Source organism: Virgibacillus sp. FSP13, assembly GCF_054048505.1.
On sequence record NZ_JBSVKG010000004.1, the window covers coordinates 186,460 to 210,369 of the forward strand.

General features: G+C 38.0%; 22 protein-coding genes. 19 read left to right on the top strand and 3 right to left on the bottom strand.

Features of this window, described 5'->3' with window-relative positions; translation table 11 throughout:
* Positions 1–34: 34 nt before the first annotated feature.
* Positions 35–793 (bottom strand): class I SAM-dependent methyltransferase, encoded by a 759-nt coding sequence (locus tag ACW2QC_RS05940; protein ID WP_457543064.1) that lies wholly within the window; start codon positions 791–793, stop codon positions 35–37.
* A gap of 120 nt (positions 794–913) precedes the next feature.
* Here ACW2QC_RS05940 and ACW2QC_RS05945 point away from each other — a divergent pair, with 120 nt between their 5' ends.
* Positions 914–1,774, top strand: coding sequence for a LysR family transcriptional regulator (locus ACW2QC_RS05945; RefSeq protein ID WP_457543065.1), 861 nt, complete (start codon positions 914–916; stop codon positions 1,772–1,774).
* Positions 1,775–2,476: 702 nt separating this feature from the next.
* Positions 2,477–2,896 carry an organic hydroperoxide resistance protein gene (locus ACW2QC_RS05950; protein WP_457543066.1) on the top strand — a complete coding sequence of 140 codons (420 nt, stop codon included), beginning with the start codon at positions 2,477–2,479 and terminating at the stop codon, positions 2,894–2,896.
* 34 nt (positions 2,897–2,930) lie between these two features.
* On the opposite strand, the gene ACW2QC_RS05955 is transcribed toward ACW2QC_RS05950, so the two are convergent.
* Positions 2,931–4,643, bottom strand: a complete 1,713-nt coding sequence (locus tag ACW2QC_RS05955) for an Rqc2 family fibronectin-binding protein (protein ID WP_457543067.1) — start codon at positions 4,641–4,643, stop codon at positions 2,931–2,933.
* Between the two features lie 124 nt (positions 4,644–4,767).
* Between ACW2QC_RS05955 and ACW2QC_RS05960 the strand changes: the two genes are divergently transcribed.
* The 15 genes from ACW2QC_RS05960 to spoVM all read left to right on the top strand — a co-directional run bounded on the left by ACW2QC_RS05960 (position 4,768) and on the right by spoVM (position 20,903).
* Positions 4,768–7,422 carry a calcium-translocating P-type ATPase, SERCA-type gene (locus ACW2QC_RS05960; RefSeq protein ID WP_457543068.1) on the top strand — a complete coding sequence of 885 codons (2,655 nt, stop codon included), beginning with the start codon at positions 4,768–4,770 and terminating at the stop codon, positions 7,420–7,422.
* A gap of 105 nt (positions 7,423–7,527) precedes the next feature.
* Entirely contained in the window at positions 7,528–8,409 is an 882-nt protein-coding gene (locus tag ACW2QC_RS05965; protein WP_457543069.1) for a YicC/YloC family endoribonuclease, read from the top strand.
* An 88-nt stretch (positions 8,410–8,497) separates the two neighbouring features.
* Positions 8,498–8,758: an extracellular matrix/biofilm regulator RemA gene (gene remA / locus ACW2QC_RS05970; protein ID WP_088050122.1), complete on the top strand. Its 261-nt coding sequence runs from the start codon at positions 8,498–8,500 to the stop codon at positions 8,756–8,758.
* A 14-nt stretch (positions 8,759–8,772) separates the two neighbouring features.
* Positions 8,773–9,393 carry a guanylate kinase gene (gene gmk, locus ACW2QC_RS05975; protein ID WP_457543070.1) on the top strand — a complete coding sequence of 207 codons (621 nt, stop codon included), beginning with the start codon at positions 8,773–8,775 and terminating at the stop codon, positions 9,391–9,393.
* Entirely contained in the window at positions 9,390–9,584 is a 195-nt protein-coding gene (rpoZ, locus tag ACW2QC_RS05980) for a DNA-directed RNA polymerase subunit omega (protein WP_325034787.1), read from the top strand. Before gmk ends, rpoZ begins: the two co-directional genes overlap by 4 nt.
* A 201-nt stretch (positions 9,585–9,785) precedes the next feature.
* Positions 9,786–10,994: a bifunctional phosphopantothenoylcysteine decarboxylase/phosphopantothenate--cysteine ligase CoaBC gene (gene coaBC, locus ACW2QC_RS05985; protein ID WP_457543071.1), complete on the top strand. Its 1,209-nt coding sequence runs from the start codon at positions 9,786–9,788 to the stop codon at positions 10,992–10,994.
* A complete protein-coding gene (priA, locus tag ACW2QC_RS05990; RefSeq protein WP_457543072.1) occupies positions 10,991–13,399 on the top strand; it encodes a primosomal protein N' in 2,409 nt (802 codons plus the stop codon). The genes coaBC and priA overlap by 4 nt, the downstream gene beginning before the upstream one ends.
* Positions 13,400–13,414: 15 nt before the next feature.
* A complete protein-coding gene (gene fmt / locus ACW2QC_RS05995; RefSeq protein ID WP_457543073.1) occupies positions 13,415–14,353 on the top strand; it encodes a methionyl-tRNA formyltransferase in 939 nt (312 codons plus the stop codon).
* A gap of 3 nt (positions 14,354–14,356) precedes the next feature.
* Positions 14,357–15,700 carry a 16S rRNA (cytosine(967)-C(5))-methyltransferase RsmB gene (gene rsmB, locus ACW2QC_RS06000; RefSeq protein ID WP_457543074.1) on the top strand — a complete coding sequence of 448 codons (1,344 nt, stop codon included), beginning with the start codon at positions 14,357–14,359 and terminating at the stop codon, positions 15,698–15,700.
* Between the two features lie 85 nt (positions 15,701–15,785).
* Entirely contained in the window at positions 15,786–16,547 is a 762-nt protein-coding gene (locus tag ACW2QC_RS06005; protein WP_457543075.1) for a Stp1/IreP family PP2C-type Ser/Thr phosphatase, read from the top strand.
* Entirely contained in the window at positions 16,541–18,571 is a 2,031-nt protein-coding gene (pknB, locus tag ACW2QC_RS06010) for a Stk1 family PASTA domain-containing Ser/Thr kinase (RefSeq protein ID WP_457543076.1), read from the top strand. The genes ACW2QC_RS06005 and pknB overlap by 7 nt, the downstream gene beginning before the upstream one ends.
* Positions 18,572–19,453, top strand: a complete 882-nt coding sequence (rsgA, locus tag ACW2QC_RS06015) for a ribosome small subunit-dependent GTPase A (RefSeq protein WP_457543077.1) — start codon at positions 18,572–18,574, stop codon at positions 19,451–19,453.
* A 2-nt stretch (positions 19,454–19,455) separates the two neighbouring features.
* Entirely contained in the window at positions 19,456–20,118 is a 663-nt protein-coding gene (rpe, locus tag ACW2QC_RS06020) for a ribulose-phosphate 3-epimerase (RefSeq protein ID WP_457543078.1), read from the top strand.
* Positions 20,119–20,123: 5 nt separating this feature from the next.
* Complete coding sequence (locus tag ACW2QC_RS06025) at positions 20,124–20,789, top strand: thiamine diphosphokinase (RefSeq protein WP_457543079.1); 666 nt, start codon at positions 20,124–20,126, stop codon at positions 20,787–20,789.
* Between the two features lie 30 nt (positions 20,790–20,819).
* The gene (gene spoVM / locus ACW2QC_RS06030) at positions 20,820–20,903 is read left to right on the top strand and encodes a stage V sporulation protein SpoVM (protein ID WP_106497666.1); all 84 of its coding nucleotides are present in this window, start codon (positions 20,820–20,822) and stop codon (positions 20,901–20,903) included.
* 152 nt (positions 20,904–21,055) lie between these two features.
* On the opposite strand, the gene rpmB is transcribed toward spoVM, so the two are convergent.
* Positions 21,056–21,244 carry a 50S ribosomal protein L28 gene (rpmB, locus tag ACW2QC_RS06035; RefSeq protein ID WP_106497665.1) on the bottom strand — a complete coding sequence of 63 codons (189 nt, stop codon included), beginning with the start codon at positions 21,242–21,244 and terminating at the stop codon, positions 21,056–21,058.
* Positions 21,245–21,526: 282 nt separating this feature from the next.
* On the opposite strand from rpmB, the gene ACW2QC_RS06040 reads away from it, so the two are divergent.
* On the top strand, positions 21,527–21,889 hold the full coding sequence (locus ACW2QC_RS06040) for an Asp23/Gls24 family envelope stress response protein (RefSeq protein ID WP_457543080.1): 363 nt from the start codon (positions 21,527–21,529) through the stop codon (positions 21,887–21,889).
* Positions 21,890–21,916: 27 nt separating this feature from the next.
* A complete protein-coding gene (locus ACW2QC_RS06045; protein ID WP_457543081.1) occupies positions 21,917–23,578 on the top strand; it encodes a DAK2 domain-containing protein in 1,662 nt (553 codons plus the stop codon).
* The last annotated feature ends 332 nt before the right edge of the window (positions 23,579–23,910 follow it).

A 23,910-nucleotide genomic window follows, 5' to 3' on the forward strand; every position in this document is an offset into this window, starting at 1 on the left:
CGGCAACTATACAAATGATAGTTGCCGTTAACATTTACTGAGCCAATACCATCCACTCATCAATGGCAAAGGATTGGATATCATTGTTTTCTATTTTTACCTGGAAATAGTTACGTACTACATCAGAAGAATTTAATATATATTGTGTTACATCATTTATTTTCTTTTGATTGTCTAACGTTCTTCTGACCCACTCATTGTAAGGTAATGTTTTCTTTCGTATTATCTCTTTCATAATTGATAAATCGTTATCGTGAAAGATTTCTTTCCATTCTGAAACAGAACGTGACCGAACATGACTATAATCACGCATTTTTTCTAAGGTATTATTGAACTGATCTAAAGTATTATCTTCTGGTGCTATGTTATCGATAAAAAGAAATTGCCCGTTAGGTTTTAGGACACGTTTTACCTCGGAGATAAATTTTTCTGGATTGGGAAAATGATGTGCTGCAATCCTGCACGTTATAAGATCGAACATGCAATCAGGAAATGGTAAATTTTCGGCATCAGCAACCGCATAAGAAATATTTTGCTGGCTCTGTAGATGTTTAGCTGTATTTTCCAACATTTCTTTTGTGAGGTCTGTTGCGATTATTTCGTTAATATGTTTCGCCAATTGTTTTGCAACATGCCCTCCCCCTGTGGCAATATCGAGTGCTTTCATTGTTGATGTAGGTTTAAGCCATTCGATCATCACTGTTAAATCGTTTCCGTTTGCATGTGTTGAACTACTTACATATGCCTCCTTATTTTTTGAAAAAATCTGTTTCACATAATCCTTTTCTTTCACAAACTCCACCTCCAAAAAGATGCTTCATAATTATTATCATATGCTTTGAAATGCAATAAGTAAAATATTAGTTTATAATCATAAGTAATAATAAATACTTATCAAATAGGAGACATGGAAATGAAAATTGATGATTATGCTTTATTATTAAAATTAAATGAGATTGGTACAATACGAGGTACAGCAAAAGCAATCCTAATATCGCAGCCAGCTGTTACCCAACGACTTAAATTTATTGAGGAATATTTCGGTCAAACTATCTTTATCCGTACTTCTAAAAATCTAGTATTAACGCCTGCTGGAGAATTGATTATAGAGCATGCGAAAGAAGTAATGGAAAGGGAGGAATTTTTAAAAAACCAATTGGCTCAATCAAGTGAAGATGTACAAGGAACGATCTCAATTGCTTGCTCATCTCTGATTAGTCAACGGTTTCTACCGGCTATTTTAGCAGAATTCACGCAACGTTATCCAAAAGTAGCTATAGACCTCGAAACAGGATTGAGTGAAGATATAAAACAAAAACATAAAAACTATCATGTTTGTATCATTCGTGGCGAAACATTTAAAGAGTCTACGTGCAAACCGTTATTTAACGATCCATTGTATATATTTGATACGGAACCTTTTCCTAAAGATAACGTTAAAGAAAGGCCATTAATTTCATTCAAAAGTGATGATAGTATGCATGAATCAGTCGACAATTGGCTTTATCACCATCAGAATCAAATCAAACCGTTAAAGACGATTACGGTCGATCAGATTGAGACGTGTAAACAGTTTATGAAGGAGGGACTGGGGATGGCGGTATTACCAGAAAGTGTCTCCGATAAAATGATGGACGAATATCCACATGTCCCGCTAAGGCTGAATGGAGAAAATGTGACGAGGGACACTTGGGTTTGCTATCAGGAAGGTGTGCGAAAATTACCCCAGGTTGACCGATTTATTGAAACAATCATCGCTAAAACATTTCTTTAGGTTTAAATACATGAAAATAGAGGTACAGATAAATATATAAGGCTCTTTTCATAATGTTTGTTGCTTTTTAATTTCGTAGCTGATATAAAATGCGACGTAACTGCTGGGATCTTTTTCTATAAGTACGTGCATTTCCCGCCGTCCGGGATCGCTCCGGGTGGATGCTTTCCGCGGGCACGGCCTCAGCCTCCTTGCCCCGGCGAGGGGTATGTCGACGTTGTCCGCAAAGGACGGTTTTAGTCGACCCTCCTTTTCCGACCACTCTGCGGGGTCTTCAGACACGTGCTGTTCCCGCAGGAGTCTACGTATTCTGCCTACGCTGAGGTAGTGGTGCTCTGATTATCGAAAGGGGAAGGCCGTGGAATCTATGTTACACGGATTTTTACTCTCTTGAACAGAAAGCTATTCTAAGCTGCGGAAAAATGCGAGACTCCAATGGGAAAAGGAACAGTCTGAAGACCCCACAGCGAGCGTTCTTTGCGAGCGAGGAGGCTGAAGCGTTCCCCATGGAAAGCGAGTATTTTTCCGCAGCGCTGGATTAGCACTCGTCTTATAAAAGGATGTGAGGAAGTCATACTAAGATAACGTCGCATTTTATATCTGCTATGTAAAAAACAACAAATGTTTTCGATGGGTTGAGTAATCGCAATCTCAATCTTTTAGAAACAGCCTTATATAACAACGTAAAGGAGTGTTCCTAGTATGAGTAATGTAATTTTCACATCTAGTGCAACTGCAAAAAATGGACGAGATGGTCATGTTAAATCTGATGATGGTCTAATTGATCTTAAACTAGTTAATCCGGCAAATAATCAAGAAGCTAAAGGATCAAATCCTGAACAGCTCTTTGCTGCAGCATATTCTGCATGTTTTGATGGTGCATTAAATCTAGTGGCATCTCAACAACATAAAAAAATTGACTCAGAAACGAATGCAGAGGTAAGTTTTTGCAAGGACCCGGAGGACGATGGATTTAAGATTGCAGTTACACTAAATATTGAAATAAAGGGCGTGAATCCTGAAGACGCCCAACAATTAGCGGAAGATGCTCATCAAGCATGCCCATATTCAAAAGCTACACGGGGAAATATCGATGTAAAATTGAATCCAAAAGCAGTATAGGAAAAAAATAAAAACGGATGATTCCATCGACGAATCATCCGTTTTTATTTTGTAATTTATCAACTGTTTGTTTATCAGGTGTGACAAAAACAGTTTTTTGATTATCATAGGTAACATATCCGGGTTTGGCTCCATTTGGCTTTTTTACATGGCGGATTTTTGTATAATCGACTGGCACGGATGATGATTGCTGTGATTTACTGAAATAGGCTGCCAATGTTGCTGCTTCTAACAAGGTATCTTCACTAGGCTCCCGGTCACGAATTATGACGTGTGATCCAGGGATGTCTTTCGTGTGCAACCATATATCATCACGGTGCGCAATCTTAGTTGTTACATATTCATTTTGTTTATTATTTTTTCCGACCAGAATTAACGTTCCATCTGTGGCAAGGTATTGTTCTGGATTTGGCTTTATTTGTTTTTTCTGCTTTTTGCGGTGTCGCTGTTTTTTTAGATATCCTTCATCACGGAGTTCATCGCGTATTTCTTCTATATCAGCCTCTCGAGCCACATCAATTTGTTGCAAAAGCTGGTCCAAATAAGTAATTTCTTCATTTGTTTTAGCAATTTCCTTCTCGACCATCTGTTTAGATGTTTTTAACTTTTGATACGTTTTAAAGAAACCTTGGGCATTTTCGCTTGGGGTTTTATTTGGATTCAGCTCAATAGTAATGTTTTTTTGTTCAGGATCATAATAATCGATTACCTCTGCAATAGTATCACCAAGTTTGACTGTGTGCATGTTCGCTGTCAATAATTCACCAAGTCGCTGAAACTTTTCGGCACCTTCAGCTTTTTTGACAGTTTTTTGGTGTTTTTTCAGTTTACGTTCATTTTTATCTTTCTCATTTTTAATAAACCGATACAAATCTTTCGCTTGTTGTTTAACCCGATCACGTTCCGCTTTGCCTGAATAAAATTGGTCAAGCATCATATTGGTTGATGAAAAAGGCTGTTGTTCGTTTTGAAGTTGGGTGATTGGTAACACATGGTAATCTTCTTTTTTGCCTTGGTAAATAACAGATGTATAAGTATTGGTTTTGATAAGTTTCTGTAGATCCATAAACTTATCACCATACGAAGCTTCTGAACCAAGATTTGCTCGATAAACAATTTCTTTAGCGACAAGCGGTGAAACACCGACTAACGTTTGGACAATTTGGTTTTCAATTTTGCCAGCATTAAAATCTAGTTTTTTTATCAATTCCTGTCCATCTATTTCTAGTGGGTTTAACTTATTTTGACTGGGCGGAAGCTTGTAATCATGTCCAGGCAAAATGGTACGATAACGATTTTGTGCTAATGGGACATGTTTCAGACTATCAATGATATGTCCTTTCTCTTGATCAACCAGCATCACATTACTATGTTTCCCCATTAACTCGATAACTAGTGTTTTGTATGCGATGTCTCCAATTTCATTTCGCGTTTTAATTGTGAACGTTACAATTCGTTCCATTCCATATTGTTCGACTGACTCAATTATAGCTCCGGATAAATGTTTACGAAGGAGCATGCAAAACATTGGTGGCTCTGTTGGATTTTTATAATCATCAGCTGTGATGTGAAACCGGGCATATGTTGGGTGAATGGATAATAATAACGAGTGGTTTTCTCCCTGACTACGGACCGTTAAAACGAGTTCAGTTGCTGTTGGTTGATAAATTTTTGTGATTTTTCCTGGGATTATATTGTTCTTTAATTCTTCTGTTACTGCACGAGTAACAATTCCATCAAATGGCATACGATCACCTCTTCAAGCAATTATAGCATTTTTTAGGACGAGTCTGCATAGAAATGTATAAAGGATTGACATGTTCAACCAATGTGTAAAAAAAGTGTGCAGGTGAATTTGGAGGAATGATCAGATGAAATGGTATCAATTAGATGTAGATCACGTTGAACAAAAGCTAAATGTAGCAGCAAACAAAGGTTTACCTGGCAAACAAGCTAACGAACGCTTAGAGCAACTTGGTCCAAACGTACTAGAAGAAGAAAAGGGTACGTCCAGATGGTTGCTGTTTTTGAAACAATTTCAAGACTTTATGGTGCTCGTTTTACTTGCGGCAACATTAATAGCGGGTTTATTAGGTGAATTTGTTGATGCTATAGCAATAATGGTTATCGTTATTGTTAATGGGTTAATCGGCTATTTCCAAGAACAAAAAGCTGAAAAATCACTAGCTAAGTTAAAGGAACTCTCGGCGCCAGTTGCAACAGTTTTACGTGATGGAGAGTGGGGAAAAGTTCCATCGCAAGAAATTGTCGCAGGTGATGTTATACGTGTATCTAGTGGAGATCGAATACCAGCCGATATTCGAATCATCCAATCAAATAGCATGGAAACGGAAGAGTCTGCACTAACAGGCGAATCATTACCAGTTATGAAACACGCTTCATCAATATCGCGTGATCACCTGGACCCACAAGATCAAGTGAATATGGCGTTTATGGGAACATTGGTTACAAGGGGAACCGGCAAGGGGATTGTTGTAGGGACAGGTATGAACACGGTGATGGGACAAATTGCCTCATTAATGGTTAAAACGAAAAAAATAGTTACACCATTAGAAAATAAACTTGCCGAATTAGGTAAGATCCTAATTTTTGTGGCATTGGCGTTAACGGCATTAGTTGTTGTTGTCGGTGTTTATCAAGGCCATCCGGTTTACAATATGTTTTTAGCCGGGGTCTCGCTCGCAGTTGCAGCAATTCCGGAAGGGTTACCAGCGATTGTAACTGTTGCATTATCATTAGGTGTTCAGCGGATGATACGGAAAAAGGCGATCGTCCGAAAACTATCGGCTGTTGAGACACTTGGTAGTGCTTCCGTGATTTGTTCTGACAAAACAGGGACAATGACGGAAAACCAAATGACGGTAAAAGAACTCTTTTTGAATGGGGAACATTTATATGTCACCGGTGATGGTTACGATATTCGTGGCGATTATTTTCGTGACAAAGAAAAGGTTAATGATAAATTCCCAAATTTAGAAGCGATGCTTTTATATGGTATGCTTTGTAATCATGCGGAATTGAAAATTAAAAAAGGAAAATATTATGTTGACGGTGATCCTACAGACGGAGCGCTACTAGTTGCTGCACGAAAAATCGGCCTTGAGCCAGATCATGATCAATATCGTATTGTCAAAGAAATTCCCTTTGACTCAGATCGTAAGCGAATGAGTGTAATTGTGGAAGATGAAAACAAGCGTCGTTTTGTGATTACAAAAGGTGCACCAGACGTATTACTGCCACGAACTTCATTTGTGATAGGTGAAAGTGGAAAAAGAAAATTGCTGAAATCAGCGGAGAAAGGGAAGATTGATCAGGCTATCAACCAAATGGGCGAAAAAGCATTACGAACTATTGCTATTGGTATAAAACCTTTAACGAATCAGGATAAACTTGAATCCACATTTTTAGAAAATGACTTAACGTTTATTGGGCTGTATGGAATGATCGATCCTCCAAGAAAAGAAGTAAAAGCAGCAATTGCAGAATGTAGACAAGCCGGGATAAAGACGGTGATGATTACCGGGGATCATGTTAAAACTGCTAGAGCAATAGCAACGAATTTGCAACTGTTACCAGAAAATGGTTTGGTGTTAGATGGGAATCAACTAAATCAAATGTCAACAGAAGAATTACAGGAGATTATTGATCGTGTTTATGTTTTTGCTCGTGTAACGCCTGAACACAAGTTGAAAATTGTCAATGCCTTTCAAGCAAAAGGACATATTGTGGCAATGACTGGTGATGGTGTAAATGATGCCCCAGCAATTAAAGCAAGTGATATTGGTATTAGCATGGGGCGGAGTGGTACAGATGTTACGAAAGAAGCTTCCTCTTTAATATTAATGGATGATAACTTTGCAACGATTAAAGCAGCGATTAATGAAGGACGAAACATTTATGAAAATATTCGTAAATTTATACGTTATTTGCTGGCGTCCAATGTGGGTGAAATTTTAGTCATGTTGTTTGCCATGTTACTTGCATTACCACTACCACTCGTACCGGTACAGATATTATGGGTTAATTTAGTTACAGATGGACTTCCAGCAATGGCTCTCGGTTTGGACAAGCCGGAGGAAGATGTGATGCGACGGGCTCCAAGAAATCCAAAAGAGGGTGTTTTCGCACGTGGTCTCGGGTTTAAAATTGTTAGTCGAGGCATATTAATTGGATTGGTAACGTTAATTGCGTTTATGCTTTCTTATCAAAATAATCCGGACAATCTGATTTATGGTCAAACAATTGCATTTACGACTTTAGTAATGGCTCAGCTCATTCACGTATTTGATTGCCGCAGTGATCATTCGGTTTTTGCACGTAATCCATTTGAGAATATTTATTTAGTATTAGCCGTCTTATCTTCTTTATTGTTATTGCTTGTTGTTATCTATTTCGAACCATTGCAATCAGTTTTTCATACAACATTTTTGAGCTTACGTGATTGGATGCTGATCATCGTACTTAGCTCGTTACCAACCGTTTTGTTCGGCTTTACAAAAAAATAAAAACTTCCGAGCTTCCCCTTTACCCAAGGAGGAAGCTTTTGTTTTTCTTCTGATCATTGTTATAATAAAGAAATGCATGTAACAAGTGGAACGGATGTGGTAGGAATGGCAAGAAGCATGACAGGTTATGGCAGAGAAGTGATCCATATCGAAAATACGATGGTAACAGTCGAGATTAGGAGCGTTAATCACCGATTTCTAGATTTTCATACGAAGATCCCACCGACTTTTTTATTTTTGGAAGAAAAGATGAAAGAAGTTGTTAGATCCTATTTTGGCCGAGGACGAATTGAAATACTCATTCGGATTGATGGTGAGGGATTTGTTAAGAAAAGACTCGAAACGGATTGGGATTTGATGGACCAATATATGGAACAACTAAAGCAAGTGAAGGAGCGCTATCAAGTAACTGGAGAGATACCAATGACCGTTTTTTCACAGATGCCTGACTTGTTTTCGATCCAACAAACGGAAGAACAATCTGAACAACAAGTTGAAGTGGTGATAGCCAGTCTTCATACTGCCTGTCAGCAGGTTCAAAAGATGCGTGAGGCAGAAGGGGAAAAACTTCTTGCGGACATAACAAATAGAATGGAATCCATTCGAGAAGTAGTGTCTTTGTTAAAAACACGCAGAGTAAATGTAGTTAACGAATATCGAGAACGAATTAAAATGCGTGTTAACGATTACTTACCTGACATGATCGATGTTGATAGTAGTCATATGTATCAAGAAATTGCGCTTTTAGCTGAAAAAGGCGACATTACAGAAGAAATCACAAGGTTGCTTAGTCATACTGATCATTTTTTTGCTATAATTAAAAAGGATGAACAAATCGGCAGAAAATTAGACTTCATCCTTCAGGAAATGCACCGCGAAACAAATACAATTGGCTCTAAGTCTACCGATGTAAAAATTAGCGAATGGATCGTTTCACTGAAAAGTGAGCTTGAGAAAATCAAAGAACAAGTTCAAAATATAGAGTAATAGCTTGTATTTTGTATTTCTTTTTCCTTATAATAGAATGAACTAGATACAGATGAGTGGTTTTTGAATTTTAAGGGGGAACTAACTATTGAGTTTACGATTAATTAACATCGGATTTGGCAACGTGGTTTCAGCCAATAGAATTATTTCTATTGTCTCACCAGAATCCGCACCAATAAAACGGATAATTACTGTTGCACGTGATAATAATAAATTAGTAGATGCGACATATGGACGTAGAACAAGAGCAGTAATTATTACAGATAGCGATCATGTTGTACTATCTGCAGTCCAACCAGAAACTGTAGGGCAACGCGTATTGAGTCATGAAGAAGATTCGGATGAATAGTAGGAGGAAATGTTTTGATCGAGGAGAAAGGGATTTTATTTGTTCTTTCCGGTCCTTCCGGTGTTGGAAAAGGAACGGTAAGAAAAGAATTATTTGCGCACGATACTGATTTACGATATTCTATTTCCATGACCACAAGGGATATCAGACCTAGAGAAACAGATGGTGTTGATTATTTTTATAAAACAAATGAAGAATTTGAAGCTTTAATCGAGCAAAATCAGCTATTAGAATACGCTAAATATGTAAATAATTATTATGGAACACCACGAAAATATGTAGAGGAAACACTAGCAGCCGGACATGATGTGTTTTTAGAAATTGAAGTACAGGGTGCATTACAAGTCAAGGAAAACTTCCCAGAAGGTGTGTTTATCTTTTTATTTCCACCTAGTTTGGAAGAATTGAAAAACCGTATTGTCAGCCGTGGTACCGAATCACAGGATTTAGTCTTAAACCGGTTAAAAGAGGCGCGAAAAGAAATTGAAATGATGGATGCATATGATTATGTTGTTGTGAATGACCGGGTAGAACGTGCAGTTGCCAAAGTTCAATCCATTATTCAAAGTGAGCACTGTAAACGGGAACGGATTGCGAGACAATATAAACAACTATTGGAGGATGATAGAAAATGATGCTTGATCCATCAATTGACGCATTACAGGAAAAAATCAGATCTAAATATACACTTGTTACACTATCAGCCAGACGGGCAAGAGAGATGCGCCAGAAAAAGAATTGCCAGGTTGAAAATCCGAAATCAGCCAAATTTGTTGGTATGGCACTTGAAGAAATCCAAGCAGAAAAATTGTTTGTGAAAGAATAATTTCATTAGGCTGTTTTTTACGAGATGTGGTTTTTGAGAAAAGCAGGCTGCGGCCGAAATAACAACAATAATTTTACAAAAAACAGCCTTTCATTAAAAGCATAGAATACCCTCGCTTTCTTAATTTGCGAGGGTATTATTTGTTTTATAATCCACCCATTATGTATGATTAGAGTATACTACCTGAAAGGGGACAATCAGATGGTTGAAAATAAAAATATTCTTTTAGGGGTTTCTGGTGGAATTGCAGTATATAAGGCATGTGCATTAACAAGTAAACTGACCCAAGCAGGTGCCAATGTAAAAGTAATGATGACAGAGAACGCTGCGAAATTCGTTTCCCCATTAACATTTCAAGCATTATCAAGAAATCCCGTTTATATAGATACATTTGACGAGAAAGATACAAAGAAAATTGCTCACATCGATGTAGCAGACTGGGCAGATATTGTGATTATCGCCCCGGCGACAGCAAACATCATTGGGAAAATCGCTGGTGGTATCGCCGATGATATGCTTTCCACAACTTTATTGGCTACACAAGCTAGTATATATGTTGCACCGGCAATGAATGTTCATATGTATGCACACCCTGCTGTTGTTAAAAATATGCAGCAATTGGAAAAATGGGGATATCACTTTATTGAACCTGGTGCAGGTTATTTAGCGTGTGGTTATGTTGGTAAAGGTAGACTAGAGGAACCAGAGCAAATAGTCGAAGTGATTAAACAGCACCAAGCGAAAAGTTCTATTTTAACAGGAAAAAAAGTATTAGTTTCAGCAGGCCCGACGCGTGAACAAATTGATCCAGTAAGATTTTTCACCAATCGTTCAACAGGAAAAATGGGATTTGCACTGGCTGAAGCTGCTGCAAGCTATGGAGCGGAAGTTACGCTTGTATCCGGGCCAACTAACCTTGAACTGCTTAGAAACAATGTACGTCGAATTGATGTAACAACAGCAGAAGAAATGTACGAGGCGATGCATCGCTATTTCTCAGAAAGTGATATTGTCATAAAGGCTGCAGCCGTTGCCGATTATCGACCAAAACAGGTGTTTCAAGAAAAAATGAAAAAGCAGGACGGTACCTTGCAGGTTGAAATGGAACGAACGAAAGATATTTTACAGTCTCTGGGAGAAATGAAAAACCATCAATATTTAGTAGGCTTTGCTGCGGAAACGACAAATGTTTTAGAGTATGGCAAAAACAAATTACAAAAAAAACAACTGGATGCCATTGTCATCAATGATGTTTCAACAGAAGGTGCAGGGTTTGGTGGCGATACGAATGTAGCTACATATCTAAATAAAGATTTACAATCAACTGAACTCACCTTATCAACAAAACAGGAGATGGCTGAAAAGATACTAACATTAATTCACCTTGATATGAAGGATGAAGCAAAGTGAAAATAGCAAAAGTTATTGTAGACGTTCCAGCCAGTTCAATTAATCAAACTTTTGATTATTTAATCCCGGATCACCTCCAGCAGGTGATCACAAAGGGAATGCGAGTGATCGTGCCATTTGGACCTCGAAAAATTATGGGTTTTGTTGTTGAACTGATTTCGGAGTCAACACACAAAGGGCTTAAAAAGATCATTGATGTATTAGATTTGACACCGGTTTTAACAGATGAATTACTAAAACTTGGGAAATGGCTCGCAGATCAGACGTTAAGCTTGTATATTACCTCATACCAGGCAATGCTGCCACAAGTATTAAAATCTCAATATAAAAAAGAACTTGTTCGGTTGACAGAAGAAAGGTTATCAGATGACTTAGAAATGGTTTTCGCTGGGCGTGACTTCTTTCCTTATGAAGAGCTGGCAAATAGGTCCATCAGTTATTACCAAGTACAAAAAGCGATTCAAGATGGCGATGTAGCCGTCAACTATCTGGTGAAATCAAAAATAACCAAAAAATACGTTATGATGGTACAGCCAGCGAAAGAAACCTATTTACTTGAAGAAGCGTTACATGATGTAGCAAAAAACGCAAAAAAACAACGGGAACTGTTAGGTTTTTTTATTGAACATCCTGATCCAATTGAACAGCCTAAATTAATTCGTTATTTAGAGACAACCCAACCAACGATTAAAAAGTTAATCGATAAGAACTTGCTTACATCATCGAAAGTTGAAGTTTTTCGTAACCCATATGATGATGATGCGATTACAAAAACAAATGCATTGGAACTTACCGAACAACAACAACAGGCCATTAATCCAATTAAACAGAGGATTTCAGAAGGGCAACATGATGTCTTTTTATTACATGGTGTAACAGGTAGTGGTAAGACAGAGATTTATTTACAGGCGATACAAGATGTGATTCAAAATGGTAAAGAAGCAATCGTGCTAGTTCCGGAAATTTCCCTCACACCCCAAATGGTCCATCGTTTTAAAGGAAGATTTGGCTCGAATGTAGCTGTGTTGCATAGCGCTTTATCAAGTGGAGAAAAGTATGATGAATGGCGGCGCATCCATCGAAAGGAAGTACAAGTAGTTGTTGGTGCTAGATCAGCCATTTTCGCTCCATTTGAGAATATTGGTATTATTATTATCGACGAAGAACATGAAAATAGTTATAAACAAGAAGACCAACCACGTTATCATGCCAGGGATGTAGCGATTTATCGCGGGGAAGTCCATCAGTGTCCGGTTATACTTGGAAGTGCAACCCCGACATTGGAATCATATGCAAGGGCACAGAAAGGTGTTTATCAATTAGCCACTTTGACAAAACGAACGAACGATAAAGGTATGCCAGAAGTCCAAATTGTCGATATGCGTAACGAACTTCATGCGGGTAATCGCACAATGTTTTCAAGACGGTTAAAAGAAAAAATTGAGAACTGTATTGCCAAGAACGAACAAATCGTATTGCTATTAAACAGGCGGGGGTATTCTACGTTTGTCATGTGTCGTGAATGTGGACATGTTAAAGAATGTCCGCATTGTGATATTGCTTTAACATTCCACAAAAATAGCAATCAATTAAAATGCCATTATTGTTCGTATGAAGAACCAATGCCAATGGTTTGTCCGGAATGTAATAGTGATTTAATTCGTTATTTTGGTACGGGGACACAGCGTGTGGAGGAGACATTGACTCAACTTATCCCAGAAGCACGTGTGATCCGAATGGATGTTGACACAACAAGGAGAAAAGGTGCACATGAAAAATTATTAAAGCAATTTGCTAATCAGGAAGCAGATATCCTGCTGGGGACACAAATGATTGCGAAAGGTCTTGATTTTGAGAATGTCACACTTGTCGGTGTATTGACCGCTGATTCTATGTTACATTTGCCTGATTTTCGTGCTTCTGAAAAGACTTTCCAACTATTAACACAAGTAAGTGGTAGAGCAGGCAGACATGAACTACCCGGTGAAGTCATTGTTCAGACCTATACACCTGATCATTATAGTATTGAACTTGCAAGTAAGTATGATTATTCCCAATTTTATTTAACAGAAATGAATACACGCAAAACATTTCAATATCCGCCGTATGTTTATTTAGTTTTAATGACGATTTCACATGAGAACCAGGTAAAAGCTGTTCAAACGACACAAAAGATTGTGCAATTACTAATGAATCATGTCAGCAATAATACAGTGGTGTTAGGACCGACCCCTTCGCCCATCACGCGTGTGAAGGATAGATATCGTTATCAATGCATGATAAAATACAAGCATGAACCACAATTAAGAAAACTAATCAAGAAAATAATTCAGCAATTTGATGAAGATGTTAAGAAAGATGATTTACTGATTACAGTAGACATGCAACCATATCAATTGATGTAGGAAGTAGGGATTTAATTGGAACGAATTGTATTTATGGGGACACCGGATTTTTCGGCACCAATTCTACAAGCTTTAGTAAAGGCTAACTATCATGTTGTGTTAGCTGTCACACAGCCGGATCGACCAAAAGGCAGGAAGAAGGTACTGACTCCACCACCAGTAAAAGAGTCAGCGGAAAAGCTAAATATCCCGGTCTTTCAACCCGAAAAATTAAAAAATAACTATCAAGAAATTATTGATTATAAACCGGATTTAATTATCACGGCGGCATATGGACAAATACTACCATCAGAATTGTTAGCAGTTCCGGAATACGGTTGTATCAATGTCCATGCCTCGTTGTTACCGGAACTTCGTGGTGGTGCACCAATCCATTATGCTATCTTGCAAGGAAAGCAAGAAACCGGTGTAACGATTATGTATATGGTTGAAAAGTTAGATGCCGGGGATATTTTAACACAAGTCAAGGTACCAATTGCTAAAGATGATCATGTTGGTTTACTGCATGATAAACTGTCCCAAGCAGGTGCGGATTTATTACTCGAAACATTGCCCAAACTAGCAGCACATTCCATTACGCCGATTAAACAAAATGATCAAGAAGCTACATTTGCAGCAAATATTAAACGAGATCAGGAGAAAATTGACTGGAATAATCATAACATCGATATTTACAACCAAATCAGAGGACTAAATCCTTGGCCTGTCGCCTTTACTACTTATCAAAATAAACCAATGAAAATATGGTGGGGAGAAATTGATGATAAAACATATGAGGGAACACCTGGAGAAATCATAAAGATTGATGAGGAAGCATTTACCGTAGTTTGTGGAAATCACCAAGGTGTACGAATCAAGGAAATCCAACCAGCAGGCAAAAAGCGAATGACAGTTAAGGAATATTTGCATGGTTCACCAGATCGGATCAAACCAGGGATGAAAATGGGTGATTGATAGATGAGTAATGATCTAAGAGCAACAATTGTCGATATTTTGGTAAGAATGGAGAAAGACGGAGCCTATAGCCACTTATTAATTAACCATGAGCTTAAAACAGGTAAAATTAATCCAAAAGACGAAGGGCTATTAACGGAAATTGTCTATGGAACGTTTCAACGCAAATTGACATTGGATTTTTATTTGGAAGCTTTTGTCGATTCTAAGAAAAAAGTAGCGCCCTGGGTACGGATGCTATTACGGATGTCTGTTTATCAAATGGTTTTCTTAGATAAAATTCCCGATCATGCAATCATTCATGAGGCAGTTGAAATTGCGAAACAAAAAGGGCATAAGGGAATCGCTTCGTTTGTAAATGGTGTACTTAGAAGCATGCAACGTAATGGGGTCCCGGAAACAAAAACAATTAAGGACACAGCTGTACGATTATCAATCGAAACAAGTCATCCAGTGTGGCTTGTGAAGCGTTGGCTGACCATGTATGGAGAACAGATTACTAAAGAAATGTGTGAAGCAAATATAGTACGCAAGCCATTAGCTGTTCGTGTACAACCATTAAAAATTTCTCGGCAAGAAGTGATCCGTATTTTGCGTGAGCAAGGAATGGAAGTAAGAACGTCCGACTTTTCAAATCAAGGAATTATTATTGATAAGGGGAATATTTTAAAAACAGACTTGTTTAATAATGGCTACATCACGATTCAAGATCAAAGTTCGATGCTTGTTGCGGAAATGCTCGATGTAGAACCAGGTATGAAAATTCTGGATGCATGTAGTGCACCAGGGGGGAAAGCAACGCATATTGCGGAGAAAATGCAAAATCACGGAACATTACATGCATATGACCTCCATTTGAAAAAAGCAAAAATGATTGAAAAAAAGGCATTGGATCTAAATCTGTCCAATATCATTGCGGATCAGGCAGATGCAAGAAAGTTACAAGCGGTTCATGAGAAAGAGAGCTTTGATCGGATTCTTGTTGATGCACCATGCTCTGGGTTGGGTGTTATACGTGGTAAACCAGAGATCAAATATAATAAAAGTGAGACGGATATCGGACGATTGGCTCAAATTCAAAGTGATATTTTGCAACATGTAGCACCACTATTGAAAAAAGGTGGCTTATTGATATATAGTACTTGTACAGTTGACCAAGAAGAAAATGATGGAGTTGTGAAAGCTTTTTTACAGCAACAAACTGATTATAAAATAGACCAAGCTTTTTTTGAAGGGTTACCGTCTGATTTAAATCAATCACCAGGGAAAACGGATTATGGTTTACAGATTTTTCCGCAAACCTTTCAAACGGATGGATTTTTCCTTACACGGTTTAGAAAAAAGTGACAAAAAACATTCTTTTCATGGTTATTTCATGTCATAATGTAGGTAATGAATGGAGAGGTAACGAGGTTTTTTAAGGGGTGAAAGGATGATAGGTAAATTTTTTACAGATCGTGGTAAAATTAGAAACCATAACGAAGATTCTGGGGGGATTTATCATAACCGTTATGGGCAATTTTTAGCGATTATTGCTGATGGTATGGGTGGGCATAAAGCTGGTGATGTTGCTAGTCAAATGGCTACGACTCTCATCAAGGAAAAATGGGAGCAAAGTAACCAGCTTCAGACACCAGATGAAATCGAAATTTGGCTAAGAGACTCAATTCAAGAGATGAATAAAGCATTATTTGAGTACGCATCAAACAATGAAGAATGTCAAGGAATGGGTACAACAATTGTAATTGCGATCTGTACTGATGAATTTATCACCGTTGCACATGTTGGAGACAGCCGTTGTTATCTTGTAAATGAAAATGGATTTAACCAACTAACAGAAGACCATTCATTGGTTAATGCACTCGTTCAATCTGGTCAAATTACAAAAGAAGATGCGCAACATCATCCTAGAAAAAATGTTGTATTGAAAGCCGTTGGAACAGAAGAGTATGTTGAATCAGACATTCGAAGCCTTGAATGGGATTCCGGGAATATTTTATTATTGTGTACCGATGGTTTAACCGATAAATTAACAGATGATGAGTTGGGTGAGCGTATTCAACGTCAACAGGATATGGAGGAAAAAGGACAACAGTTGATTCATTTAGCGAATGAACTAGGCGGCGAAGATAATATTTCACTTATACTTGTCCAATATGATGTTCCTCAGGAAGAAGGTGAAATTCCGTGTTAGAAGGGCACCTATTGAATGAACGTTATCGGATTAAAGGAACTATCGGTGGCGGTGGGATGGCCAACGTCTATTTGGCGAATGATATCATATTGGATCGAGATGTAGCGATTAAGGTTTTACGGCTTGAGTATGCAAATGATGAGGAATTTATCGCCCGTTTTGATCGAGAAGCTCAGTCAGCGACGAGCCTTTCCCATCCAAACATTGTAAATATTTACGATGTTGGTGAAGAAGATAATATTTTATATATGGTAATGGAATATGTCGATGGGATGACATTGAAAGAATACATACAGAAATACGGACCAATTGAAGTTGAAAAAGCGTTAGATATTATGAAACAAATTGGTTCGGCAATTGCGCATGCACATGCAAATGATATTGTTCACCGTGATATTAAACCACAGAATATTTTAATTGATACATATGGACAAATCAAGGTAACAGATTTCGGTATTGCCGTTGCGCTTAGTGCTACATCATTGACTCAAACAAATTCAATATTAGGGTCTGTTCATTATCTTTCGCCAGAACAAGCTCGTGGAGGTATGGCCACTAAGAAGTCGGATATTTATTCATTGGGAATTGTACTGTTTGAACTTTTAACAGGCAGACTTCCATTTTCAGGGCAATCTCCGGTTTCAATCGCTTTAAAGCATTTACAAAGTGATACACCTTCTGTAAGACGTTTTAATCAGGATGTCCCACAAAGCGTTGAAAACATCGTATTAAAAGCAACAACAAAAGATCCATTAAATCGGTATGATACTGTTTACGATATGGAAGATGCACTTGAATCGGCTTTAGATCCAGATAAGATTAATGAGGATAGATATACACCACCAGTTGAAGTCGGGGAAGAAACAAAGGCAATCCCAATTATTACAGATGATCAACTGCAACATTTTCCTACTAATCAGGATACTATCGTCCACCAGACAAATGGAAATACGAAAAAGTACAATGAAGAAGCGGTCGAAAAACCTAAAAAAAGCAAGAAAAAAAAGAACAAAAAGAAGAACAAGGGCAAAAACAAGAAGAAAAAGTGGATCATTATTGCGGTCATCCTGTTTATATTGCTGGCATCTGGCGTAGCAGCATTATTTATCATTCCAGGGGTTTTGCAACCTAAGGATGTAGATGTTCCTAATGTTGTTGATATGGAATATGATGATGCCGTGGACGAATTAGAGAAATTAAATTTAAAAATTGAAAAGGAAATGATGTATTCAGAAGATGTTGAGGAAGGAATTGTTGTTAAAACAGATCCTCGTGTCGGTAAAACAGTAAAAGAGGAGTCCCCAGTCACTGTTTTTGTCAGCCAAGGAAGGGAAAAGGTAACTTTTTCTGATTATGTTGGCAAAGATTTTAGCCAAGTAAAACGGTTACTGGAGGATGAGGATTATCAGGAAGTCATTTCTTATGAGAAATACTCCGATAAACCAGCAGGTGAAATCATTACACAAATTCAGCCGACACCAGATTCAGAAGTTATCCCAAGCGAAACTAGGGTTATTTTTGAAATTAGTAATGGACCGGAATTAGCCTCTCTCAACAATCTAAAGGGCATGACAAAGGACGAGGTGAGGACATATCTGGATGATCAAAACTTTAAAATAAATGTCATCGAAGAACATTCGGACAGCACACCTGAAGGAGAAGTTATAAAACAGGATCCAGAACCAAACACGAAATTAGGGGAAGGATCAACGGTTGATGTATATATTTCGACAGGCCCAAAAGAAAAGCCACCAGCATCAAAAACGATTACATTTAACGTGGCATATAATCCAGACGAACCAACAGATGAAAATCAAGAACAACCAAGGGAGCAAACTGTGAAAATTTATATTGAGGATGCGAACCGTTCTATATCTGATGTAGCAGAACAAGAAACGATAATGAAGGACACGGAATTTACGATAACGTTAACAATATCACCGGATAAAAATGCGGAATATAAAGTGATTCGTGATGATGACGTGGTGATTGACAAAACGGTTTCATATGAAGAGGGTGAATAAATGGCAGATGGTAGAATTATTAAAGCGTTGAGCGGATTTTATTATGTTCAAGCAGAAGATAAGGTATATCAGTGCAGGGGACGTGGTGTTTTTCGTAACAAGAACATCACCCCACTAGTTGGGGATTTTGTGTCGTTTGATAAAAGTAATCCCAATGAAGGATACATTCAAGAAATTAAATCAAGGGAGAACGAATTAATCCGTCCACCAATAGCAAATATTGATCAAGCGATTATCGTCAGTTCTGCCATCATGCCTGATTTTAACTCATTGTTGCTTGACCGATTCCTTGTTTTAATTGAAGCAAAAAGGATTGAACCAGTAATTTTTATTACAAAAATGGATGCAATCGCTGGTGAAGAAAAAGAAAGAATCGAAAGTTATCAGAAGCATTACCAGCAAATTGGCTATTCAGTAGAATTACTGTCGGCAAAACAGCCTGAGGCCCTATCCAATTTAATCGATTATTTCGCAAAAAAAGTAACTGTTATTGCTGGACAATCTGGGGTAGGAAAATCATCTTTATTAAATGCATTAAAACCATCTCTGCTGTTGAAAACGGCAGATATCTCTAAAAGTTTAGGACGTGGAAAACACACGACAAGACACGTGGAATTAGTAGAGGTAAACGGTGGGCTGGTTGCTGATACCCCAGGGTTTAGTTCACTTGATTTTAATGAGATCGACTTGGACATGTTAGCCGATTGTTTTCCGGAAATACGAGAACGGAGAGAAAACTGCAAATTTCGCGGGTGTAAGCATTATAAGGAACCGAAATGTGCTGTAAAACAGGCTGTTGAAGCCGGTGATATTCCCTTATTCAGGTATGAACACTATGTAAATTTTTATGAAGAAATTCAATCTAGAAAGCCGAGGTATTAACAATGACAAAAATAGCACCATCCATATTATCAGCTGATTTTGCAAGACTTGGTGAAGAAATAACCGATGTTGAAAAGGGTGGAGCAGACTATATTCATGTCGATGTTATGGATGGTCACTTTGTTCCAAACATAACGATTGGTCCGCTGATTGTTGAAGCGATCAAACCGAAAACATCACTTCCTTTAGATGTTCACTTGATGATTGAAAATCCGGATGCTTTTATTCCGATGTTCGCCAGTGCCGGCGCTTCAATTATTACAGTGCATCAGGAAGCGTGTCCACATCTGCACCGTACAATTCAATTGATAAAAAGTCAGGGGGTAAAAGCTGGTGTTGTGATCAACCCAGCAACTCCTGCTGAAATGATAAAACAAGCTCTTCCGGACGTTGATCTCGTTTTACTGATGACAGTCAATCCAGGATTTGGCGGTCAATCGTTTATTAGTCATGTAGTGCCGAAAATTAAGCAAATTGCGGACTGGAGAGATGAACTAGGTCTGTCATTTGAAATTGAAATTGATGGTGGTGTAAATGTTGATACTGCGAAACAATGTACAGACGCTGGTGCAGATGTCTTAGTGGCAGGCAGTGCAGTATTTAACAAAGAGGATCGTCATCAAGCAATCCAAGCTATTCTCCAAGCAACAAGAAAATCGGAATAACCGCCATGAATATTGCCATAGTGGGAAATGGTCCGCATGAAATAATTCCCGATCTTACTTCTTTTAAACGCGATATAGACGTATGGATCGGGGCAGATCGTGGTGCGTTAACATTGATCAAACATCAAATCAACCTAGATTATGCTGTTGGGGATTTTGATTCGATAAAATCTGAAGAAAGAGCATATGTTAAGGAAAAAGCAAAATGGTATGAGGAATATCCGATTGAAAAAGATCAAACAGATTTAGAGATTGCGCTTTTGAAAGCATATGACTTGAAACCAGCAAAGCTATTCTTATTTGGTGTAACAGGTGGTAGGTTAGATCACGAGCTTATAAACATACAAACACTTTTTCAGATTTTGCAGAATGATATTAAAGGAATTATTGTGGATAAAAATAATCGAGTTGAAATGGTGAAACCGGGAACCCATACGGTGACGGCTGACGAAAAATATCCTGCTATATCATTCATCCCGTTTACAGAGCATGTAAAGGGGTTAACACTAGACGGCTTTTATTATCCGTTAGTTAATCAGACGGTCGTCTGGGGGTCGACATTGTGTATCTCTAACAAGCTTCTTTTAAAAAATGGTACTTTTTCCTTTAATGAAGGCATACTATTACTAATAAAGAGTCGTGACGCCATCAATAAAGCGATTCCAAGGTAAGTTTTGTTTGTAATTAGAGGAGGGGACTCATTGAAATTTTATACGATTAAACTCCCAAGATTTATTGGCGGATTAGTTAGAGTCTGTATTGGTGTTTTTAAAAAGGAAAAATAAGAAAAATTGGCTTTTGTCATTTGGTTGGCAGAAGCTTATTTTTTGTTGTAAAAAGCACACGTTTACTTACTCACTTTTTGTGACGGTTCGAACATGAAAAAGGCACCCTATAATAGGATGCCTTTTTCGTCTTGAACTAATGTTAAGCTATATTATACGCGCTCTACTTTACCTGATTTAAGGGCACGTGCAGAAACATAAACACGTTTAGGTTTGCCGTCTACCATAATACGAACTTTTTGTACATTAGCTTTCCATTTACGCTTGTTGGAATTCATAGCGTGAGAACGTTGGTTTCCACTGCGAGTTTGACGTCCAGTTACAACACATTTTCTAGCCATGTAAATCCCTCCTTACTCTTCACATGTGTCATTTATTACTTATACAATTTATCACAAGTACAGCTTGAATGCAATTTATTTTTTATACCAAAAGCGGAAGCGACCGGTTAGCAATGTATTTGTTATACGGACTTGTCAGTCAATAAAGCGAAAACACTTGACAGATTATAAGATTTCGTCCATTGTTAGAAGGGGTTAGATGGGATAATATGTTTGCTTTTAAAAGTGGATTTATTGTAGTAAAATATCCTTAAGATAAATGGGTTTTAAAGGAGGATAATAATGTCCATTGAATTGAATACGAATGATGGTCATGTGACAATTACAAACGATGTGATTGCGACAATTGCAGGGGGCGCTGCAATCGAATGTTATGGTATTGTTGGCATGGCCTCGAAAAATCAAATAAAAGATGGTATTGCTGAAATTCTTCGTAAAGAAAATTTCTCAAGAGGTATTATAGTTAGACAAGATGGTGAACGTCTTCATATTGATATGTATATTATTGTTAGCTATGGTACGAAAATATCTGAAATAGCCCATAATGTTCAATCCCAGGTAAAATACACATTAAATCAATCATTAGGATTAGCGATTGACTCCGTTAATATTTATATTCAAGGAGTTCGTGTAGCAAAAGATTAGCGTGGTCAATAAGGAGGAAGTGCAGGTATGGTACGAGCGTTAGATGGCAAGACTTTTGCACAAATGGTACTCTCTGGAGCACACCATTTAACGAATAACGCCAAAAAAATTGATGCATTAAATGTATTCCCAGTTCCAGATGGGGATACCGGAACAAATATGAATTTATCCATGACTTCAGGCGCAAACGAAGTGAAAAAAGTGAAGTCAGACAATATATCGGAAGTTGCTAATGCTTTCGCTAAAGGTTTATTAATGGGGGCCAGAGGGAATTCTGGTGTCATTTTATCCCAATTATTCCGCGGATTTGCTAAAGGTGTTGAAAAGCAGCAGACTTTATCAGCAGAGGATCTCGCAAATGCATTTAAAAATGGCGTAGCAACTGCTTATAAAGCCGTGATGAAGCCTGTAGAAGGAACAATTTTAACCGTAGCTAAGGATGCAGCTGATGTAGCTGTTCAAGAGGCGGAAAAAGAATCTGATGTTGTTATTGTTATGGAAAAAGTACTGACAGAAGCAAAGGCCTCTTTAAAGCGAACACCGGATTTATTACCGGTGTTGAAAGAGGTTGGCGTAGTTGATTCTGGTGGACAAGGTCTTGTCACAATTTATGAAGGGTTTCTTGCTTCATTAAAAGGTGAAGAGCTACCAGAAGAAGCTGTAGACGACGTAGAAATGGATGAAATGGTGAATGCTGAACATCATAAGCTCGCCCAAGATTTTATGGACACGTCTGAAATCGAGTTCGGCTATTGTACGGAGTTTATGGTTAAGTTTGATGAAGAGAAAATAGCTAAAAATCCATTTAATGAAGAATCATTTCGCAATGAATTAAGTGAACATGGTGATTCCTTGTTGGTTGTAGCGGATGATGAGATTGCCAAAGTGCATGTCCACGCTGAATACCCTGGCCATGTGTTAACAATTGGTCAGCAATATGGTAGTTTGATCAACATGAAAATTGAAAACATGCGTGAACAGCACACAGCAATCGTTGGTGAAAAAGACAAAGAATCCACAACAAAAGAAAAAGCGGATTATGCGATTGTAACAGTTGCCATGGGAAAAGGGTTAAAAACGCTTCTTGAAAGTCTTGGTGCAACCGTAGTTATTGAAGGTGGACAAACCATGAACCCAAGCACGCAAGATATTACGGATGCGATTGAACAGGCAAATGCAAAAAATATTTTAATCTTACCGAACAATAAAAATATCGTGATGGCAGCAGAACAAGCCGCAGAATTAGCGGATGATAATGTTCAAGTTGTTCCAACAAAGACAATACCACAGGGGATTAGCGCTATCTTGGCATTTCATCCTGAGGCTGACATAAATGAAAATAAAAAATTGATGGAACAGGCTAGCAAGCAAGTAAAAACGGGACAGGTTACATATGCTGTTCGGGATACACAGATTGATGGAATAACGATTGAAAAGGGTAATTTCATGGGAATTGCGGATGGCAAAATTAATGCAACGGATCCAGATAAAGTACAAACAGTTAAATTATTATTAAACGAAATGATCACAGTGGACGATGAGATCCTCACGATTCTTCAAGGCGAAGATGTAAGTGATGCCGAAGTAGAATCATTGGTGAGTTATATAGAAGAAACATATGAAGATATCGAAGTCGAAGTTCACAACGGTAATCAGCCGATTTATTCGTATATCTTATCGGTGGAATAAGTAAGTACTTTCATCAGGTCATACTACTTTTTGTAGTGTGGCCTTTTTGTTTTGGTGAACCAACTCTGGGGTTTTGAAAAAATGTCACCTATGCTAAAAAGATTGCGATTTTATTTTTGCTCTTTTAGTAAGGCTCTTTTCGCAATGTTTGTTGCTTTTTAATTGCGTAGTTGATATAAAATGCGACATAGTGAAAATCTTCTTTCATAACGCTTAATTGTGCTTGGACTTTCGCTCCGTCAGAATACTTCGCTTTCCGTGGGCACGGCCTCAGCCTCCTCAGAAGCAAAAAACGCTTCTTCCGGGGTCTTCGGATACGTGTTGTTCCCACA

Excerpts from the sequence above, each read along its gene's own strand:
- ACW2QC_RS05945 (WP_457543065.1), top strand. The coding sequence starts at position 914 with ATGAAAATTGATGATTATGCTTTATTATTAAAATTAAATGAGATTGGT.
- ACW2QC_RS05950 (WP_457543066.1), top strand. The coding sequence starts at position 2,477 with ATGAGTAATGTAATTTTCACATCTAGTGCAACTGCAAAAAATGGACGA.
- ACW2QC_RS05955 (WP_457543067.1), bottom strand. The coding sequence starts at position 4,643 with ATGCCATTTGATGGAATTGTTACTCGTGCAGTAACAGAAGAATTAAAG.
- ACW2QC_RS05960 (WP_457543068.1), top strand. The coding sequence starts at position 4,768 with ATGAAATGGTATCAATTAGATGTAGATCACGTTGAACAAAAGCTAAAT.
- ACW2QC_RS05965 (WP_457543069.1), top strand. The coding sequence starts at position 7,528 with ATGGCAAGAAGCATGACAGGTTATGGCAGAGAAGTGATCCATATCGAA.
- rpoZ (WP_325034787.1), top strand. The coding sequence starts at position 9,390 with ATGATGCTTGATCCATCAATTGACGCATTACAGGAAAAAATCAGATCT.
- coaBC (WP_457543071.1), top strand. The coding sequence starts at position 9,786 with ATGGTTGAAAATAAAAATATTCTTTTAGGGGTTTCTGGTGGAATTGCA.
- rsmB (WP_457543074.1), top strand. The coding sequence starts at position 14,357 with ATGAGTAATGATCTAAGAGCAACAATTGTCGATATTTTGGTAAGAATG.
- ACW2QC_RS06005 (WP_457543075.1), top strand. The coding sequence starts at position 15,786 with ATGATAGGTAAATTTTTTACAGATCGTGGTAAAATTAGAAACCATAAC.
- rsgA (WP_457543077.1), top strand. The coding sequence starts at position 18,572 with ATGGCAGATGGTAGAATTATTAAAGCGTTGAGCGGATTTTATTATGTT.
- rpe (WP_457543078.1), top strand. The coding sequence starts at position 19,456 with ATGACAAAAATAGCACCATCCATATTATCAGCTGATTTTGCAAGACTT.
- ACW2QC_RS06025 (WP_457543079.1), top strand. The coding sequence starts at position 20,124 with ATGAATATTGCCATAGTGGGAAATGGTCCGCATGAAATAATTCCCGAT.
- rpmB (WP_106497665.1), bottom strand. The coding sequence starts at position 21,244 with ATGGCTAGAAAATGTGTTGTAACTGGACGTCAAACTCGCAGTGGAAAC.
- ACW2QC_RS06040 (WP_457543080.1), top strand. The coding sequence starts at position 21,527 with ATGTCCATTGAATTGAATACGAATGATGGTCATGTGACAATTACAAAC.
- ACW2QC_RS06045 (WP_457543081.1), top strand. The coding sequence starts at position 21,917 with ATGGTACGAGCGTTAGATGGCAAGACTTTTGCACAAATGGTACTCTCT.